This is a genomic window from Streptomyces sp. JB150 (assembly GCF_011193355.1).
In the GTDB taxonomy this organism is placed as follows: domain Bacteria; phylum Actinomycetota; class Actinomycetes; order Streptomycetales; family Streptomycetaceae; genus Streptomyces.
The window spans coordinates 7037804-7055947 of the sequence record NZ_CP049780.1; the positions used below are offsets into that span (position 1 = coordinate 7037804).

Consider the following 18144-nt stretch of genomic DNA (forward strand, 5'->3'; position numbering starts at 1 on the left):
TCGCGTCATGCCCCCCACCGCGCCGCACCCCCCCACCGCACCGCATCCTCAGGCCACGCCGCATCCCCGCACCGCGCCGTCCGCCCGGATCGCGCCGTCCGCCCGGATCGCGCCGTCCGCCCGGTCCGCGTCGGACCCGGTGACCGCGCCGCACCCCCGCAGCCCGGCCGGACTGCCCGGCGTCCCCCTCGTCGACATCTCCGCGACCGGCCCAGGCCGCGCCCCCCTTCAGCAGGTCATGGGCCTGATGCGGGAGCACGGGCCGGTCCTGGTGCGGCGCCTGCACGGGCGGGACACGCTGTTCGTCAGCGATCTCGACCTCGTCACCGACCTCGCCGACGAGCGGCGGTTCGCCAAGCACATCGGGCCCGCCCTGGAGAACGTCCGCGAGTTCACCGCCGACGGCCTGTTCACCGCGTACGACGACGAACCCAACTGGGCCAAGGCGCACGACATCCTCATGCCCGCCTTCGCGCTCGGCTCGATGCGCACCTACCACCCCGTGATGCTGGAGGTGGCCCGCAGGCTCATCGAGTCCTGGGACCGCGCCGCCGCCGACGGCCGCCCGGTGAACGTCCCCGACGACATGACCCGGATGACCCTGGACACCATCGGCCTCGCCGGATTCGGCTACGACTTCGGCTCCTTCGCACGCGCCGAGCCCCACCCCTTCGTCGAGGCGATGGTCCGCTGCCTGGAGTGGAGCATGACCCGCCTCGGCCGCGTCCCGGGCGAGGACCACGCGGCCACCGACGCGGCGATTCGCGCCGACGCCGACTACCTCGCCGCCGTCGTCGACGAGGTCATCGCCGCCCGCACCGGCACCGCCCCGGCCGGCGCCGGCGACCTCCTCGGCCTGATGCTCACCGCCGCGCACCCCGCCGACGGCACCACCCTCGACCCGGCCAACATCCGCAACCAGGTCATCACCTTCCTGATCGCGGGCCACGAGACCACCTCCGGCGCCATGTCGTTCGCGCTGTACTACCTGGCCAAGCACCCCACCGCGCTCCAGCTGGTGCGCCGCGAGGCCGACGCGCTGTGGGGCGACCGGGCCGACCCCGAACCGGCGTACGACGACATCGGCCGCCTCGCCTACACCCGCCAGGTCCTCAACGAGGCGCTGCGGCTGTGGCCCACCGCCGCCGCCTTCAGCCGGCACGCGCGGGAGGACACCCTGCTCGGCGGGCGCGTCCCGCTGCGCGCCGGGCAGGCCGTCACCGTCGTCACGCCGATGCTGCACCGGCAGCCCGCCTGGGGCGACAACCCCGAGCTGTTCGACCCGTCCCGGTTCGCCCCCGAGGCCGAGTCGGCCCGCCCCGTGCACGCCTTCAAGCCGTTCGGCACCGGGGAACGCGCCTGCATCGGCCGCCAGTTCGCGCTGCACGAGGCGACCATGCTGCTGGCGATGCTCGTCCACCGCTACCGGCTGCACGACCACGCGGACTACCGCCTCACCGTCAAGGAGACCCTCACCCTCAAGCCCGACGGGTTCACGCTCACCCTCACCCCGCGCACCCCTGCCGACCGGGTCCACCCCCCGCTGCCGGGAGCGCCCGCCGCGCTCGCGCCGCGGCGGACGGGCGAGACGGTCGCCCTTCCGGCCCGCGTCCGCCCCGGCACCCGCGCCCTCTTCCTGCACGGCAGCAACTACGGCACCTGCCGCGACGTCGCCGCCCGGCTCGCCGACGAGGCCGCCGAGCTGGGCTGCGCCACCGAGGTCGCCGCCCTCGACGCGTACGCCGGCGCGCTGCCCGCCGACCGGCCGGTGATCATCACGGCCGCCTCGTACAACGGCCGCCCCACCGACGACGCCACCGCCTTCGCAGCCTGGCTGGAGGGCACCCCCGACCTGACCGGCGTCCACTACGCCGTGCTCGGCGTCGGCGACCGCAACTGGGCCGCCACCTACCAGCACGTCCCCACCCGGATCGACGCCCGCCTGGCCGGACTCGGCGCCACCCGGCTCACCGACCGCGCCGCGGCCGACGCCTCCGGCGATCTCGGCGGCGCCGTCCGCGCGTTCACCGCCCGGATGCGCACCGTGCTGCTGGAACGGTACGGCGATCCCGAGGCCGCCGCCAGTGCCGACGGGGCCGCCGGTGCCGCCGGTGCCGAGCCGGACACCGGCTACCAGGTCCGCACCCTCACCGGCGGCCCGCTCGACGCCCTCGCCGAACGGCACGGACTCGTCGCGGCCACCGTCACCGAGGCCCGCGACCTCACCGCCCCCGGCCATCCGCGCCGCAAGCGGTTCGTCCGCGTCGCCCTGCCCGACGGCGTCACCTACCGCACCGCCGACCACCTCACGGTGCTGCCCGCCAACCCGCCGGGCCTCGTCTCCCGCGCCGCCGCCGCGTTCGGCGTCGACCTCGACACCGTCCTCGACATCCGCACCGCCCGGCCCCGCCGCCACGGCCTCGCCGCCGACCGGCCCCTGACGGTCCGTCACCTGCTGACGCACCACGTGGAACTCCAGGACCGTCCCGGCGCCGACCGGCTCACCGCGCTCGCCGCCGCCGACCCCTGCCCGCCGGAACGCGCCGCCCTGGCCGCCCTCACCGACGACCCGCGCACCCTGGTCGAACTGTTCGAGGACTTCCCCGCCCTGCGCGGCGCCCTCGACTGGCCGCGCCTGCTCGGCCTGCTCACCCCCATGCGCCCCCGCCCCTACTCGATCTCCTCCTCACCCGTCGCCGACCCCGGCCACGCCGACCTGATGGTCTCCCTGCTGGAAGTGCCCGCCCGGTCCGGCAAGGGCGTGTACCGCGGCACCGGTTCCGGTCATCTCGCCTCCGTCCGGCCCGGCGACACCCTGTACGTCCGTGTCCAGCCGTGCCGGGAGGTGTTCCGGATCGACGGCTCCGCACCCGTGGTGATGATCGCCGCGGGCACCGGGCTCGCCCCCTTCCGCGGCGCCGTCGCCGACCGCGTGGCCGCCCTCGCCGACGGCGCCGAACTCCCGCCCGCGCTGCTGTACTTCGGCTGCGACGCCCCCGACGCCGACTTCCTGCACGCCGAGGAGCTGCGCGCCGCCGAGGCCGCCGGAGCGGTCCGGCTGCGCCCCGTCTTCAGCGCGGCGCCCGAGCGCGGGATGGCCTTCGTCCAGCACCGCGTCGCCGCCGAGGCCGACGAGGTGGGCGCCCTGCTCGACGCCGGGGCCACGGTGTACGTCTGCGGGGACGGCACCCGGATGGCGCCGGGCGTACGGGAGGCGTTCCGTACCCTGTACCGCGAGCGCACCCCGGACGCCGATGAGGCGGCCGCCGCCGCATGGCTCGTCGCGCTGATCGCCGACGGCCGCTATGTGGAGGACGTGTACGCGGCGAACTGAGCCGTCACGAAGGTTCGCCCCGCTTAGCTCATCCCATTAATTAAGTGGTTGAGTAATATCGGGGACAGGGACGGGCGGGGAGGAGTCACATGGCGGAGCGCAACGGGCGCACGGTACGCGACCTGAGACGGGCCAACCGGGCGGCGGTGCTGCAACGGCTGTACTTCGACGGGCCGCTCAGCCGGTTCGAGCTGGGCCCCGCCACCGGGCTCAGCTCCGGCTCCGTCAGCAACGTGGTCGCCGACCTGGTCGCCGACGGCCTGGTCGAGGAGGCCGGCAGCGTCGACTCGGACGGCGGCCGCCCCCGCACCCTGCTGCGGGTCGCGCCCGGCAGCGGCCACATGATCGGCGTCGACGTCGGCGAGACCCGGGTGCGGATCGAGCTGTTCGACCTCACCCTCACCGAACTCGCCCGCGCCGAACGCCCGCTGGGCCAGCGGCGCTACGACGTCGACGTCATCGCCGGCCACATCCGCGACGGCGTCGCCGAGGTCACCGACAGCGCCGGGATCGACCCCGCGCGGCTGCTCGGCGTGGGGATCGGGGTCCCCGGCATCGTCGAGCACACCCCGCAGCGCGGGGCCGTGGTGCACGGCCAGACCATCGGCTGGGACGCCGTCCCGCTGGAGGAACTGCTCCGGGCGGGCTCCCCGCTCCCCGACACCGTGCGGTACTTCATCGACAACGGTGCCCGCACCCTCGGCCAGGCCGAGATGTGGTTCGGCGGCGGCCGGGGCGCCCGCAACGCGGTCGTCGTCCTCTTCGGCTCCGGCGTCGGCGCCTGCCTGGTCACCCCCGAGGTGGAACACGGGCGGGCCGTCGAGTGGGGGCATCTGACGGTACGGGTCCGGGGGCGCCGGTGCCGCTGCGGCGCACTCGGCTGCCTGGAGGCGTACGCGGGTGCCGAGTCGCTGCTGGAGCGCTGGCGCGAGGAGGGCGGCCGGCCGCCCGAGGACGCCGACGAGGAGACCGCGCTGACCGCGATGCTCGCCGCCGCCTATCCGGCCGGCGGCGGGACCGCCGATCCCGCCGCGCTCGCCGTGCTGGAGGAGACCGCCGAGTATCTGGGCGCGGGCCTGTCCGACCTGATCAACCTCTTCCAGCCGGAGCGGATCCTGATCGGCGGCTGGGCGGGGCTCCAGCTCGGCTCCGGGTTCCTGCCCGCCGTACGCGAGCACGCGGCGGCGTACGCCCTGCGGCACCCGGCCGAGCAGGTCACCATCGATCTCGGACGCCTCGGGCCCGACGCGGTGACCGTCGGCGCGGCGATCCTGCCCCTGGCCGACTTCTTCGCCCGCGGCGGCCGCCGCCCCGAGACCACCCCCGAGGGCCCCGCACCGGCCTGGCGCACGGTCCTGGAGGAGCGAGCGGGCCGCTGAGCGGCACCGCCTTTGGGGAGGGCCGGGACGAGGGCGCCGAGGCGGGTGGTGAGCCACGGTCCCGGCCGGGCGTGCGGTGCGCAGGCCGTGGCCGTCCCGTCCGAGCCCTCCGGGTCGGACCGAGGCGCCCGCGCACGATCCCGACTGAGCGTGCGCCCGCCACGGTGCGTTCCGGCGGCCGGGGTGGGACTCGGCCCGCTCGCCAGCCGGGGGTCGTGGGCTCGTCCGGTCAGCCTGTCGACTCCTCGGGTGCCGGCTCCTCCTCCACGCCGGGCCCCTCGCCCGTACCACCGGAGCGGGGCGCGTCCCGGCGAGCGGTGCCCGCCTCGTCGGTGTCCGGGACGTCGGTGCTCTCATCGGCGTCCTCGTCCGGCGCGGCGTGCTGCGGCTCGCCGGGGCCCGAGGGCCCGGTGGGCACGTCCCAGGGGTCCTCGCCCTCGCGGACCTGCTGGTCCGGCAGGTCGCGCGGTACGGGGTCGGCGTTACGGCCGGGTTCGGCGTCCCGGTGTTCGTCCACGATGTGCTCCTTCTCGGTGTCGTTGCCGTGCTGCCGGCGGGGGTGTCACACGCCGGCGGTCAGCCGACCTTGCGTCCCCGCAGCGGTGCCGTGTCCGTCCCGGCCCCCTGCTGCAGGCCCTCCAGGAACTCCTCCAGGACCTCGGTCGCCGTCCGGGTGGGCCGCCAGCGCAGTTCCTCGTGGGCGCGGGAGCAGTCCAGCAGCGGCAGCCGCAGGACCGCGTCGAACAGGTGCGGAGAGGCCGGCAGCAGCCGCAGCCCCCACGCCGCCGCGATCGCCGACCGGGCCGCGGTGCGCGGCATCCGCACCGGCCGGGTGTTCAGCATCCCGCCCAGCAGCTGCGCGTCCACCGGCGGATCGGCGGCCAGGTTGAAGGCCCCCCGCACGTCCGTGCGCAGCGCGAGCCGGTAGGCCTCGGCCGCGTCGTCGGTGTGCAGCGCCTGCACGCGCAGGCCCGGGATGTCCGGCAGGAACGGCAGCAGCTCGGGGCGTGCCAGGGGGCCGGGCAGGAACCGGCCGCCGAAGATTCGCCGCTGCTCGCTCGCCGACTCCCGCTTGAACAGGAACGCCGGCCGCATCCGCACCACGCGGATCTCGGGGTGCTCGCGCTCGAAGGTGTCCAGGGTGCGCTCCAGGTAGGCCTTCTCGCGGCAGTAGGCGGCGTCCGGCCAGCCGTGCGTCGGCCAGGACTCGTCCACCATGCGGTCCTTCGGCCCCGGTGAGTACGCCCCCACCGAGGAGGCGTGCACCAGCGTCCCCACCCCGGCCGCGGCCGCCGCGTCGAACACCCGGATGCTGCCGAGCACGTTCGTCCGCCAGGTGCGCGCGGGATCGTGCGTCGGCTGGAACGCCCACGCCAGATGGATCACCGCGTCCGCGCCCCGGAACGAGCTCGTCAGGTCCGTCCGGTCCGACGCCAGGTCGACCGCGGACCACTCCGTCTTCGGCGGTGCCCAGTCGGGGATGCGACGGGCCAGCCCCAGCACGGAGCCGGTCTGCGGATCCTCCGCCAACAGGCGCACCACGCTGGTGCCGACGTTGCCGGTGGCGCCCGTCACCACGACCCTGCTGCCCGCTGTGCTGCTCACTGTCGGCTCCTCTCCGCCGTACGCTCCGCGGGCGGGCCGAGTACCCCCGCCTGGGCAGGAGAAAGCCCCGACCGGACGGGGGAATCACGGTCGGGGCGGCTCGGGGTGGGCGCGGATGGCGGTCGCCTCTCGGCGAAAGGCTCCACAAGGCTTCAGCCGAACGATCGTCCCTGTGGGCAAAAGGTGAGGCCCGGGGACACTGTCCCATCCGCACCCACGGACGGTTCAACGGTCAACCACGTGCGGATGTTCCGCCGTCGGGCCGCCCGCGCGGTGATCCGCGTCACGTCCGCGGCGCCAGCGGACTGTCCGCCAGCGAGGCCAGCAGACCGGCGGGATCGTCGTACACGGCCTGCGCCCCGGCCTCCTCCAGGTCCGCGCGCGGAATGCCGCCGCACAGCAGGCCCACACAGCGCACCCCGGCCCTGCTGCCCGCCCGCATGTCCCACACGGTGTCCCCGACGAACACGGCCCGCTCGGCCGGCACCCCGGCGAGTTCCAGCGCGTGCCGGACGGGTTCGGGGGAGGGCTTGCCCGACTCGACGTCCTCCGCGCTCGCGGTGGCGGTGATCGCCTCGTCGGCGTCGAGGGCGCGCCGCAGCGCGGACAGCTCCGCGCCGCTCGCCGAGGTGGCCAGGACGACCTTCCAGCCGTCCTCGTGCAGCCGCCGCAGCAGCCGCCCGGCGTCCGGCAGCGCGGGCAGCCGGTCGAAGAACTGCCCGTACAGCGCCTTGTGCGCGGCGCTCAGCTCGCCGTCCCGCTCCGTGTCGCGCCCCTCGCCGAGCAGCCGGGCGATCAGATCACCGGAGGGCAGCCCCACCGACCGGTGCACGGCGTGCATCGGCACCCGGTACCCCGCCTGCCGGAACGCCTCCCACCAGGCCGTCACATGCAGGTGGTTGGTGTCGACGAGCGTGCCGTCGACATCGAACACCGCCGCACGTTCCATGATCCACATCCCTTCCGCGTCCGGTGTGCGAGCCTCTCGTCAGGACGTCCGTCGGCACGCCCCCCTCACGACGCCGTCCCGCCCGCCGGTACCCGCCCCTCGCGCGTCCACGCCAGCAGCTCCTTCGCCGACCACGTGGTCACCACCCGCTCGGGCGGCACCCCGCACTCCTGGGCGCGGGCGCACCCGTTGATCTGCCAGTCCAGCTGGCCCGGCGCGTGCGCGTCGGTGTCGACCGCGAACAGCACGCCCGCCTCGACGGCCCGGCGCAGCAGCCGGCGGGGCGGGTCCAGGCGCTCCGGACGGCTGTTGATCTCCACCGCCGTGCCCGCCTCGGCGCACGCCGCGAACACCGCGTCCGCGTCGAACTCCGACTCCGGCCGCCCCCGCCCGGTCACCAGCCGCCCGGTGCAGTGCCCGAGGATGTCCGCGTGCGGATCGCGCACCGCGGCCACCATCCGGCGGGTCATCGACCGGGCGTCCATGCGCAGCTTGGAGTGCACCGACACCACCACCACGTCCAGCCGCTCCAGCAGCTCCGGCTCCTGGTCCAGCGAACCGTCCTCGAGGATGTCGCACTCGATGCCGGTGAGCAGCCGGAACGGCGCCCAGGTCGCATTGAGCGCGGCCACCACGTCCAGCTGCTCGCGCAGCCGCTCGGCGGACAGGCCGCGGGCCACCGTCAGCCGCGGCGAGTGGTCGGTGAGGGCCACCCACTCGTGGCCCAGCCGGATCGCGGCCCGCCCCATCTCCTCGATCGGGCTGCCGCCGTCCGACCAGTCCGAGTGCACATGGCAGTCCCCGCGCAGCAGGGCGCGCAGCGCCTCGCCGCCGCGGCGCGGCGCCGGGGCCATGGCCTCGCTCTCCAGCTGCTCCAGGTATCCCGGCACCCGCCCGGCCAGTGCCTCCCGCACCACCTGGGCGGTCTTCGGCCCGATGCCCTTCAGCGACTCCAGCGACCCGTCGTCGGCGCGCCGCCGCACCTCGTCCCCGGGCAGCTCCCGCAGTACCCGGGCCGCCGTGCGGAAGGCGCGCACGCGGTACGTCGGCGCCAGGGACCGCTCCAGCAGGAACGCGATCCGCTCCAGGGCCTCGACGGGATCCATCGCCACCTCCTCGTCCAGGCCTCCAGGGTTCCCCAGCACCGAGGGCCCCGCACGACGGGCCGCGCGGTTTGCCCGCCCCCGCGCCGGGTACTGGCGAGATCCGCAGGGCGCCGACGTCCCCGCACCCGAGGAGGCCGCGATGTCCGTCCCCACCGCCCAGCACCCCAGGGCCGCCGTGATCACCGGCGCCGACTCCGGCATCGGCCGGGCCACCGCCGTACGGCTGGCCCGGGCGGGCATGGACATCGGCATCACCTGGCACGGCGATGCGAAGGGCGCCGAGGAGACCGCCGAGGAGGTCCGCGCCCACGGGCGGCGGGCCGAGGTGGCGCACATGGACCTCACCCGGCTGCCCGAGGCCGCCGACACCATCGACGAGCTCGCCGACCGGCTCGGCCGCCTCGACGTGCTGGTGAACAACGCCGGCACGGGCACCGCCACCCCGTTCCTCGACCTGACCCTCTCCGACGTCCGCCAGGTCCTCGACATCGACCTGGTGGGGCCCTTCCTGTGCGGTCAGCGGGCGGCCCGGCACATGATCCGGCAGGGGGACGGCGGCCGTATCGTCAACGTGACCTCGGTGCACGAGCACCAGCCGCGGGTGGGCGCCGCCCCGTACTGCGCGGCCAAGGGCGGACTCGGACTGCTCACCCAGGTCATGGCGCTGGAACTGGCCGAGCACGGCATCACCGTCAACGCCGTCGCGCCCGGCGAGATCGCCACGCCGATGACCGGCCAGGAGGACATCGACGTCACCACCGAGCGCCGCCCCGGCGTCCCGCTCGGCCGGCCCGGCGACGCCCGCGAGGTCGCCGCCGTCATCGCCTTCCTCGCCGGACCCGACGCCTCGTACGTCACCGGCGCCTCGTGGTCCGTCGACGGCGGCATGCTCCGCATGGGCCCGCACGCCGGATCGCATCTGACCGCCGACGACTGGCGTCGGCCCTGAGACCGTGCGACTGCGTACCAGCTCCTGCGAACGGCCCGGGTTCACCCGGGTCCGGCACGGCCGCGGCTTCCGCTACCTCGACAGCCGCGGCAAGCCGCTCACGGACCCCCGGCACCTGGCCCGGATCCGCGCCCTGACCATCCCGCCGGCCTGGCGGGACGTGTGGATCTGCCCCTGGCCCAACGGCCACCTCCAGGCCGTCGGCACCGACGACGCGGGCCGCCGCCAGTACCTGTACCACGAGGAGTTCCGCGCCCAGCAGGAGCAGGCCAAGCACGAGCACGTACGGCAGGTCGCCGCCGCGCTGCCCGAGCTGCGCGCGCAGGTCACCGCGGACCTGTCCGGCCGGGGCCTGAGCCGGGCCCGCGTCACCGCCTGCGCGGTGCGCCTGCTCGACCTCGGGTTCTTCCGCATCGGCAGCGACCGGCACACCCGGCAGAGCGAGACCTACGGCCTGACCACGATGCTCCGCGAGCATGTCCGCTGCGGGAGCGGCGAGATCGCCTTCTGCTTCCCCGCCAAGGGTGGCGTCGAGATGGTGCGGGCCCTGGTGGACGACCAGGCGCACACCGTGGTGCGCGCCCTTCTGCGCCGCCCCCGGCGCGGCGGTGAACGGCTGCTCGCCTACTGGGAGGGCCGGGCCTGGCACGATCTGCGCGGCAGCGACCTGAACGAGGCGCTGCGCCGGCTGTCCGGCACGGAGATCACCGCCAAGGACTTCCGCACCTGGCACGCCACCGTGCTGGCCGCCGTCGCGGTCGCCGTCACCGCCCGCGGCGGCCGCGCCACCGCGGCCTCCCGGCGCCGGCAGATCGCGCGGGCCGTCCGCGAGGTCAGCCACTACCTGGGCAACACCCCGGCCGTCTGCCGGGCCTCGTACATCGACCCCAAGGTCTTCGAACGGTTCGAGGAGGGCCACACCATCGCCCCCACGCTCAGCCGGCTCGGCGAGCACGGCGACTTCGGCCGGCCCGCCACCCAGGGAGCGGTCGAGGCGGCGGTCCTCGACCTGCTCACCGGGTGACGTGTCCGGATGCCGATGGCGTGAACCGTCCTACCCTTTAGGCATGACCGAGATCGCGAGTCCCCATATATCCCATCCGCGGATCATGGTGCTCGGGGTGCAGCCGGGCAGGCCGCCGTTCCGCATCGTGGAGATCGACGGGCAGGTCGTCGGTGAGGCCCGGACCGTCACCGACGTCCTGGAGACCGCCGCCGCCTTCGGCATCACGGTGCACGACCTGGACGACCCGGACGTGGTGCGCTGGGTGGGCGGCGACAAGTTCACCTGGACCACCAGGTAGCGCCGCCGGTCAGCCGACCGTCCACTTCTGGTTGGCGCCCCCGGTGCACGTCCAGATCTGCAGCCGGGTGCCGTTGGCCGAGTTGTTGCCGGTGACGTCCAGGCACTTGTCCGCCTGCGGGTTCACGATGTCCCGGGCGGCGGTGACGACCCACCGCTGGGCCGCGGTGCCGTTGCAGTCCCACAGCTGGACCGGCGTGCCGTCGGCGGTGCCGCCCGAGGCGACGTCGAGGCACTTGCCGAGGGCGCGGAGGGTGCCGTCCGCGCCGACCGTCCACCGCTGGGCGGCGGTGCCGTTGCAGTCGTAGAGCTGGACGGGGGTGCCGTTGGCGGTGTTCGCGCCGGCGACGTCCACGCACTTGCCGGCCAGTCCGCGTATGGCCGCCCCGGTCGGCGAGTCGCTCGTCGTCACCGACACGTGGTCCACCACCAGGCTCTGCGGGAAGACGGTGGAACCGTCCGGGTCGCCGGGCCAGTAGCCGCCCACGGCCAGGTTCAGGATCAGGAAGAACGGCTTGTTGAACACCCACTGGCGGCCGCCGAGATCGGCCGGGGTGCGCCGCTGGTAGACCTGCCCGTCGACGGACCAGGTGATCGAGTCGGGCGCCCAGTCCACGGCGAAGGTGTGGAAGCCGTCCGCGAAGGCCTGGCCGTTCGGCAGGGTATAGGCGGCGCCGATGCCGCCGGAGCCGGAGTAGCCGGGGCCGTGGATCGTGCCGTGGACCGTGGACGGCTCGAAGCCGACGTTCTCCATGACGTCGATCTCGCCCGAGTTCGGCCAGCCGACCTGCCCGAGGTCGGTGCCGAGCATCCAGAACGCCGGCCACATGCCCTGCCCGCGCGGGATCTTCATCCGCGCCTCGACGTGCCCGTACTGGGCGGCGAACTTGCCCGAGGTGTTCAGCCGGGCCGAGGTGTACTGACAGCTGCCGTACCAGCACTGGTAGCCCGCCGGGTTCTCGCGGCGGGCGGTGATCACCAGGTGGCCCTGACCGTCCAGGGCGGCGTTGCGGGTGCCGGCCGTGTAGTACTGCCGCTCGTGGTTGTTGACGTTGTCACCGGTCTCGGTCTGCCACTTGGAGCCGTCGACCGCCGCGCCCGCGGGTCCGTCGAACGTGTCCAGGAACGTCACCGCCTGGGCTCCGGTCCCGGCGGCGGGTTCCGCCCGGCCGGCGGGTTCCGCCTGGGCGGGGGTGACCGCGGCGGAGGCGACCAGCAGCGCGGAGAGCGCGCCCAGCAGGCATCTGCGGAGCAGACGTGGGGTGGCCATGGGGGTCCCTTCGATGTGGGGGAAAGGGCATCCCCTTGATTTAAGAGCTGAGCTAAGTCCCCGTCAATGCATTGGTACAGACCGGAAGTCGGACCCGCGGGCCGGGCGGCCCTCAGCGGCGGGCGTGCACCGCGCGGCCCAGCCGCCGCCCGAGCAGCAGATACCCCACCAGCGCGCCCGTCGTGTTGAGGATGACGTCGTCGATGTCGAACGCGCGGCCCGTGACCACCGCGCCCTGCGCCAGCTCCACCATCAGCATGACCAGCGCGGTCAGCAGCAGCACCCGCACGATGCCGCGCGCCCGCGGCGCCAGCACCGGTACCAGCACGCCGAACGGCACGCCGAGCAGCAGGTTCCCGCCGACCTGCCGGACGGCGTCGCGCGGCGTGGACTCGTTGAAGTACGCGCGCAGCGAGTCACCCGGACGCAGATTGCTGTGGGTCAGCGCCTCGGAGGCGGGGGAGGGCTCCAGCGTGAGCCGGGCCAGCACCACCGAGAACGCCACCATGAGCACGAACGCGCACGCCATCGCCAACGCCCGGCCCAGCGCGGGAAGAAGCCGCCGCCGGGGCCGCTCCGGCCGGGTCTCCGGTCGCGCCTCCGGCCCGGTCTCCGGTCGCGCCTCCGGCCCCGTCCCGGGCCGGGTCTCCGTCCGGATCCGCGCCGCGGTCTTCGCACGGGAGCGCGTTCGCCACGGGCGCGGGGAGTCCGACGGAAGAAACGACCTCAGGGAACGCAAATCTGCCCAAGCCATCCGGCCCTCCGGTCCTCGACGTCTGTCGACAGCTGTTGTCCTGGAGATGGGGAAGGGACGCGTACCCGCGGGTCAGTCGCCGTAGACGACACGGACCCGCTCGAACCCCAGGGACCCGAGGAGCCCTTGGAGCATGTCGGTGGTGTTCTTCTCGGCCCGCGCGGTCAGCCCGCTCTCCTCGGCCGCCTCGCCGATGTGCCGCACCGCCAGCCGCTGCACGGCCTGTTCGCCGTTGGGGTTGTCCGAGAACAGGTCGCCGAGCCGGTCCAGCAGTCCGCGCTGCTTGGAGACCGCGTAGGAGCGTTCCGGGTCGAGGGCCGGCTTGCCGAGTGCCGCGTGCGGCAGCCGCAGCGTGGCCGCCGTACGGTCCTCGTTCACCGTCACGTCGTCCTCGCCCGCCTTGCCGAGGTCCACGTAGGCGTCGACGGTGCCCGCGCCCACGTAGAGCGTGCGGGTGCCGCGCACCGCGTCCGGCAGGTACTTGGCGTCCTTCTCCAGGTCCACCACGACCTGGAAGTTCCCCGAGGCCGCCTCGTACCGGCTGATGTCCCGGATCGACTCCAGCAGCGCCGGGCCCGAGCGGTCCCGCGTCTCCGTGCCGAACAGGTCCTTCAGGCCCGGCAGCACGCTCAGCCGCAGTCCGGCCAGCAGCAGTACGAGCACCAGCGCGACGGCCGCCAGGGCCTTCGCCCAGCCCGGCACCCGCCCGAGGGAAACCACCACGACGACGGCCCTCCTTCTTCGGCCCTGCCCTTCCTCCCCTTCCGACTGCCCGTCACGTCCTTTCTCAGACCGCCGAGTTGATGATCTACGTCCCTTACAGGGGCGGCGGCGACTGCGGCTGGGCGGGGTGGAAGGGGGAGACGTCGAGCGCCGCCTGGAGGGTCGGCAGCGGGGGCAGCAGCCGGGTCAGGCCCGTGACGCGCAGCACCCGTAACGTCGGCGGGTGCGCACAGACCAGCGACAGCCGGCCGTCGCGGGCGAGCACCCGGCTGCGCGCCCGGTACAGCAGCCTCAGCCCGGAGGCGTCGAAGAACTCCACCGGGCTGAGGTCGATCACGATCCGCGGGGCGGGCGGGGCCGTGGCCTCGTCCAGACGCGGGGCGATCTCCTCGGCCGCGACGATGTCGATCTCCCCGCGGAACTCCAGGACCGTGTGGCCACGGTCCTGGCGCACCCGCAGGTACCGGGAGAGCGGTGCAGGCTCCTGCTGCACGACGACATCGCCTCCAACCAGCCCCGAGTCAGCGCACAACTGCGCGCTCTGCCCTGCAAGTTACCCTCGCGGACTGAATTTCAGCATGTTCGATTGACATATGTCTGTGAATTGCGACCGAGTTTTTTCGTGTCTTGAACGAAGGGGGTCGCGCGGCCTCAGTCGACGACCAGCACCAGCTTCCCGGCGGTCCGCCCGGTCTCGCCCCGCCGGTGCGCCTCGGCGGCCTCGGCCAGCGGGAACGTGTCCGCGATCGCCGGCCGCAGCGCCCCCTCCTCGACCAGGCGCGCGATCTCCAGCATGCCGGCGCGGTCGGCGTCGACCAGCATCCGCACCGCCCGCACCCCGAGCCGGTCGGCCTCCTCGTACAGCTCGTCCGAGCCCACCGGCAGGATCGACACCACCAGTCCGCCCTTGCGCAGCACGCGCAGCGAGCGCACGGAGTGGTCGCCGCCGATCGTGTCCAGCACCACGTCGACGTCCTCGACCGCCTCGGCGAAGTCCGTCTCCCGGTAGTCGATCACCTCGTCCACGCCCAGCTCCCGCAGGAAACCGTGCTTGCCCGCGCTCGCCGTGCCGATCACGTACGCCCCGCGCGCCTTGGCGATCTGCACCGCCACATGGCCGACCCCGCCGGCCGCCGCGTGGATCAGCACCCGCTGCCCGGCCCGCAGCCCCGCCGTCTCCACCAGCGCCTGCCACGCGGTCAGTGACACCAGCGGCAGCGCGCCCGCCCGCACATGGTCGATCGCCGCCGGCTTCGGCGCCAGGGCCCGTGCCGGGACGGTGACGTACTCGGCGTGCGAGCCGTGGCCGAAGGGATACGGCAGCATGCCGAAAACCTCGTCGCCGGGCCGGAAGGCGGCGACCCCGATCCCGGTCGCCTCGACCACGCCGGAGACGTCCCACCCGAGGACGAACGGCGGCTTGCCGAGGAAGCCCCCGTTGGCCCGGTGCTTCCAGTCCGTCGGGTTGACCCCCGCGGCGCGCACCCGCACCAGCACCTCGTTCGGCCGCGGGGCCGGCCGCCTTGTCTCGACGACCTTCAGGACCTCGGGACCGCCGAGGTCGTCCTGGCTCACGGCACGCATCGTGTTCACATCGCTCATGGTCAACCAGCCTGCCGGGCCCCTCACCGCCCGGCAATGGCAAGATTGCCACCCTTCGATAGGATCGTGCCATAGGATCGTGTCATGCGTGATGAACGGCGGCGGCCCGAACGCGTCGTGGTCCTGGCCCTCGACGGCGTCTACCCCTTCGAACTGGGCATCCCGAGCCGCATCCTCGGCGCGGCCGACGGCCGGTACGAGGTGCTGACCTGCTCCGCCGACGGCGGTCCGGTGCGCACGAACGCCGACTACACCATCGGTGTCCAGCACGGCCCCGACGCCCTGGACGCAGCGGACACGGTCGTCATCGCCCCCGTCTCACCGTCCGAGCTGACCCCCGACCTCCCCGACGCGGTACGGGCGGCCCTGGCCCGCATCCGCCCAGGCACCCGCACGGTCTCCATCTGCACCGGCGCCTTCGTGCTCGCCGCCGCCGGACTCCTCGACGGCCACCGGGCCACCACCCACTGGCAGCTCGCGGACCACTTCCGCCGCCGGTACCCGCACATCGAACTCGACCCCGACGTGCTCTTCGTCGACGACCACCCGGTCCTCACCTCGGCCGGCGCCGCCTCGGGCGTCGACGTCTGTCTGCACCTGATCCGCAAGGACCACGGCAGCCACCTCGCCAACACCGTCGCCCGGCGCTGTGTGGTGCCGCCGTTCCGCGACGGCGGCCAGGCCCAGTACATCGAGCAGCCGGTCCCCGAGGCCGGTGCCGCGAGCACCGCCGCCACCCGCGCCTGGGCCCTGGAACGCCTCGGCGACCCGCTGACCCTCTCCGACCTCGCCGCGCACGCCCGGATGAGCCTGCGCACCTTCGCCCGCCGCTTCCACGACGAGGTCGGCGTCAGCCCCGGCCGCTGGATCGTCCAGCAGCGCGTCGCCCGCGCCCGGCAGCTGCTGGAGGCCAGCGACCTCACCGTCGACCAGATCGCCGGACGCGTCGGCTTCGCCACCGGCGCGTCCCTGCGCCAGCACCTCCACGCGGCCATCGGCGTCTCGCCCCAGGCCTACCGGAGGACCTTCCAGCGGACCCGCTGACCCCCGCCGCGCCGGCGCCCGCGGCGGCAACCCCGCAGGTGGGCAAGGGCACTTGTCGACGTGAACAGACATGGCGGAGAGTGACGGAACCCTCACCTCCGCGGCGCCCGTGAGGTTGATCCTTTCGCGTTGAAACCAGATAAGCTCCCGTCCGGCGCTGCGAGTTGACGCGAATCGCGACGGGTCGGCTTCGCGGTGCGTACTCATGAGTGCGGTCCCCCATGCACACCCCCCCCTGTTCGATCGTGTTGCTTCGAAGGATGCAGATGGAACTTGCCACTCCGCCGCCGGCGGCGCGGCCCCCTGTCGCCTGGTACAGCTGGTGGCTGATGCCACTGGCCTTAGGAGGCGGGACGGTTGCCGCCACGTTCATGAGCTCCGAGCGCATAACCGCGGCCGCCGCCGGTGCCGCGGCGACGGCGGCGAGCTCGGTCTGCGTACGCCTGCTGCTGCGCACCCAGACCCGGCTGCGCAGCGCCGAGGGCGCGTTCCGCACCGCTCAGGCCGAGCACTCCCAGCAGTGGCAGCAGCACGTGGCCGGCCTGGAGCGCCAGCACGCCGCCGAACGCTCCGCCCACGAGGCCCGGCTCGCCGAGCAGTCCCAGACCTACGAGGCCCGCCTCGCCGATCAGGCCGAGGGCTACGAGGCCCGGCTCGCCGAGCAGTCGGAGGGCTACGAGGCCCGGCTCGCCGAGCAGTCGGAGGGCTACGAGGCCCGCCTCGCCGAACAGGCCGAGACCTACGAGACCCGGCTCGCGGAACAGGCCGAGAGCCACGAGACCCGGCTCGCCGAGCAGAACGACCTCTGGCAGGAGCGACTCGCCCACCAGCGGCAAGCCGTGGCCCGACTCGCCGACGAGCAGCTGCCCGACGCGCTGAGGCGGCTGCGCGCCGGCGACGCCATCGACGACCTGCTGCCCTCGGTGAACCAGTGCGCCGAGGTCGCTCCGGAACTCCAGGCCGACCTCCGCAAGGTCCTGCGCACCGCGCTGATCGGCGTCGAGGAGGAGTTCAACCGCTCCACCGCCGCCGAACAGGCCGTCGTCGGCATCGGCAACCGCATCCACGTCCTCACCAGCAAGCTGCGCGGCCGGCTGCACGAGATGCAGGGCGAGCACGGCCGACTCCCGGCCGTCGCACGCGGCCTGATGGAGCTGGACCAGGCGATCGGCCCCGCCGACTGCCTCGCCGCCAGCATCGGCGTGCTCGGCGGCTCCGACCGCCCGGGACGCCAGTGGCAGGAGCCGCAGCGCCTGCTCAGCGTGGTCCGCGGCGGCATCGGCCGGATCAAGGAGTTCCACCGCGTCGACGTACGCCATCTGCCCGAACTCGGCGTCGACGGCGGGCTGGTGGACCACCTCACCCTGATTTTCGCCCACCTCCTGGACAACGCCACCCGCTACTCGCCGCCCACCGAGCCGGTCATCGTCTCCGGCAAGGAGGTCCCGAACGGTGTCGGCATCGAGATCCAGGACTCCGGCAAGGGCCTGAGCGAGGAGAAGAAGCGCGAGGCCGCGGACGCCCTCGCCGGCACCGCCGCCGGACCCGGCCTCGGCGGCATCACCGAGGACGCCAACATCGGCCTGCGGGTCGTCGGCATCCTCGCCCGCCGCTATGGCATCCGGGTGACCTTCGCCGACTCGCCGTGGCTGGGTACCTCGGTGGTCGTCGTGGTCCCGCACAAGTACTTCAGCCCGCTGCCGGCGGCCACCCCCGCCGCCCCCGCGGCCGCCACGGCCACGGTCACGGGCACGGCCACGGGCACCGTCACGGCCCCGGCCCCGGTCATCGCGCCCCTCGCGGGCCCCGCCGCCGACGCCGTCGACACCACCCCCGGCGGGCTTCCCCGCCGCCGCAGCAGGCGCGGCGAGAGCGCCCGTCACCAGCCGGCCGAACGCCTCGAGCCGGCCCAGGACACGGCCGTCACCGCCGTCCCGCCGGACGCGTCCTTCGCCGGCCTCGCCGCCTTCGCCACGGCCGGCCGCACGCCCGGCACGGAGGAAGGCCGCACGCCCGGCACCAACGAAGGCCGCATGTCCGGCACCGACGAAGGCCCGGCCGCCGACGGCGTCCCCACCGCCGGACGCGACTTCGCAGAGCACCGCACTGAAGAGAGCGACTAGTCC

At 74.2% G+C, this 18144-nt stretch carries 16 protein-coding genes; 7 read left to right on the top strand and 9 right to left on the bottom strand.

Translation table 11 applies throughout. From position 1 onward, the window contains the following. Positions 1-7: 7 nt before the first annotated feature. Both G7Z13_RS32020 and G7Z13_RS32025 read left to right on the top strand, forming a co-directional pair. Positions 8-3334, top strand: a complete 3327-nt coding sequence (locus tag G7Z13_RS32020; RefSeq protein ID WP_166004087.1) for a cytochrome P450 — start codon at positions 8-10, stop codon at positions 3332-3334. A gap of 89 nt (positions 3335-3423) precedes the next feature. After that, positions 3424-4713, top strand: a complete 1290-nt coding sequence (locus tag G7Z13_RS32025) for an ROK family transcriptional regulator (RefSeq protein WP_166004089.1) — start codon at positions 3424-3426, stop codon at positions 4711-4713. A gap of 229 nt (positions 4714-4942) precedes the next feature. On the opposite strand, the gene G7Z13_RS32030 is transcribed toward G7Z13_RS32025, so the two are convergent. From G7Z13_RS32030 to G7Z13_RS32045, 4 genes are all read right to left on the bottom strand, one after another. Next, complete coding sequence (locus G7Z13_RS32030) at positions 4943-5230, bottom strand: hypothetical protein (RefSeq protein ID WP_166004090.1); 288 nt, start codon at positions 5228-5230, stop codon at positions 4943-4945. A gap of 59 nt (positions 5231-5289) precedes the next feature. Further along, complete coding sequence (locus G7Z13_RS32035; RefSeq protein ID WP_166004091.1) at positions 5290-6318, bottom strand: SDR family oxidoreductase; 1029 nt, start codon at positions 6316-6318, stop codon at positions 5290-5292. 283 nt (positions 6319-6601) lie between these two features. Next, positions 6602-7267, bottom strand: a complete 666-nt coding sequence (locus G7Z13_RS32040) for an HAD family hydrolase (protein WP_166004093.1) — start codon at positions 7265-7267, stop codon at positions 6602-6604. A gap of 65 nt (positions 7268-7332) precedes the next feature. Further along, a complete protein-coding gene (locus G7Z13_RS32045; RefSeq protein ID WP_166004094.1) occupies positions 7333-8373 on the bottom strand; it encodes a PHP domain-containing protein in 1041 nt (346 codons plus the stop codon). A 139-nt stretch (positions 8374-8512) separates the two neighbouring features. Here G7Z13_RS32045 and G7Z13_RS32050 point away from each other — a divergent pair, with 139 nt between their 5' ends. Genes G7Z13_RS32050 through G7Z13_RS32060 form a run of 3 tightly spaced genes read left to right on the top strand, consistent with a single transcriptional unit; the run spans position 8513 to position 10626 of the window. Then, positions 8513-9322, top strand: a complete 810-nt coding sequence (locus G7Z13_RS32050) for an SDR family oxidoreductase (RefSeq protein WP_166004096.1) — start codon at positions 8513-8515, stop codon at positions 9320-9322. A 4-nt stretch (positions 9323-9326) separates the two neighbouring features. Next, complete coding sequence (locus G7Z13_RS32055; protein ID WP_166004098.1) at positions 9327-10346, top strand: DNA topoisomerase IB; 1020 nt, start codon at positions 9327-9329, stop codon at positions 10344-10346. Positions 10347-10389: 43 nt separating this feature from the next. Then, entirely contained in the window at positions 10390-10626 is a 237-nt protein-coding gene (locus tag G7Z13_RS32060) for a hypothetical protein (RefSeq protein WP_166004099.1), read from the top strand. 9 nt (positions 10627-10635) lie between these two features. Here the strand turns inward: G7Z13_RS32060 and G7Z13_RS32065 are convergent, their stop codons facing one another. The 5 genes from G7Z13_RS32065 to G7Z13_RS32085 all read right to left on the bottom strand — a co-directional run bounded on the left by G7Z13_RS32065 (position 10636) and on the right by G7Z13_RS32085 (position 14974). Next, positions 10636-11895, bottom strand: a complete 1260-nt coding sequence (locus tag G7Z13_RS32065) for a glycoside hydrolase family 16 protein (protein WP_166004101.1) — start codon at positions 11893-11895, stop codon at positions 10636-10638. A gap of 112 nt (positions 11896-12007) precedes the next feature. Continuing rightward, on the bottom strand, positions 12008-12649 hold the full coding sequence (locus G7Z13_RS32070; RefSeq protein ID WP_166004102.1) for a VanZ family protein: 642 nt from the start codon (positions 12647-12649) through the stop codon (positions 12008-12010). A gap of 72 nt (positions 12650-12721) precedes the next feature. Further along, entirely contained in the window at positions 12722-13372 is a 651-nt protein-coding gene (locus G7Z13_RS32075) for a DUF4230 domain-containing protein (protein ID WP_166004104.1), read from the bottom strand. A 94-nt stretch (positions 13373-13466) separates the two neighbouring features. After that, the gene (locus tag G7Z13_RS32080; protein WP_166004106.1) at positions 13467-13865 is read right to left on the bottom strand and encodes an anti-sigma factor antagonist; all 399 of its coding nucleotides are present in this window, start codon (positions 13863-13865) and stop codon (positions 13467-13469) included. A 158-nt stretch (positions 13866-14023) separates the two neighbouring features. Then, on the bottom strand, positions 14024-14974 hold the full coding sequence (locus G7Z13_RS32085) for an NADP-dependent oxidoreductase (protein WP_166004107.1): 951 nt from the start codon (positions 14972-14974) through the stop codon (positions 14024-14026). Positions 14975-15058: 84 nt separating this feature from the next. Between G7Z13_RS32085 and G7Z13_RS32090 the strand changes: the two genes are divergently transcribed. Further along, complete coding sequence (locus tag G7Z13_RS32090) at positions 15059-16018, top strand: helix-turn-helix domain-containing protein (protein ID WP_166004109.1); 960 nt, start codon at positions 15059-15061, stop codon at positions 16016-16018. A gap of 266 nt (positions 16019-16284) precedes the next feature. After that, positions 16285-18141, top strand: a complete 1857-nt coding sequence (locus G7Z13_RS32095; RefSeq protein ID WP_166004110.1) for an ATP-binding protein — start codon at positions 16285-16287, stop codon at positions 18139-18141. Positions 18142-18144 lie beyond the last annotated feature (3 nt).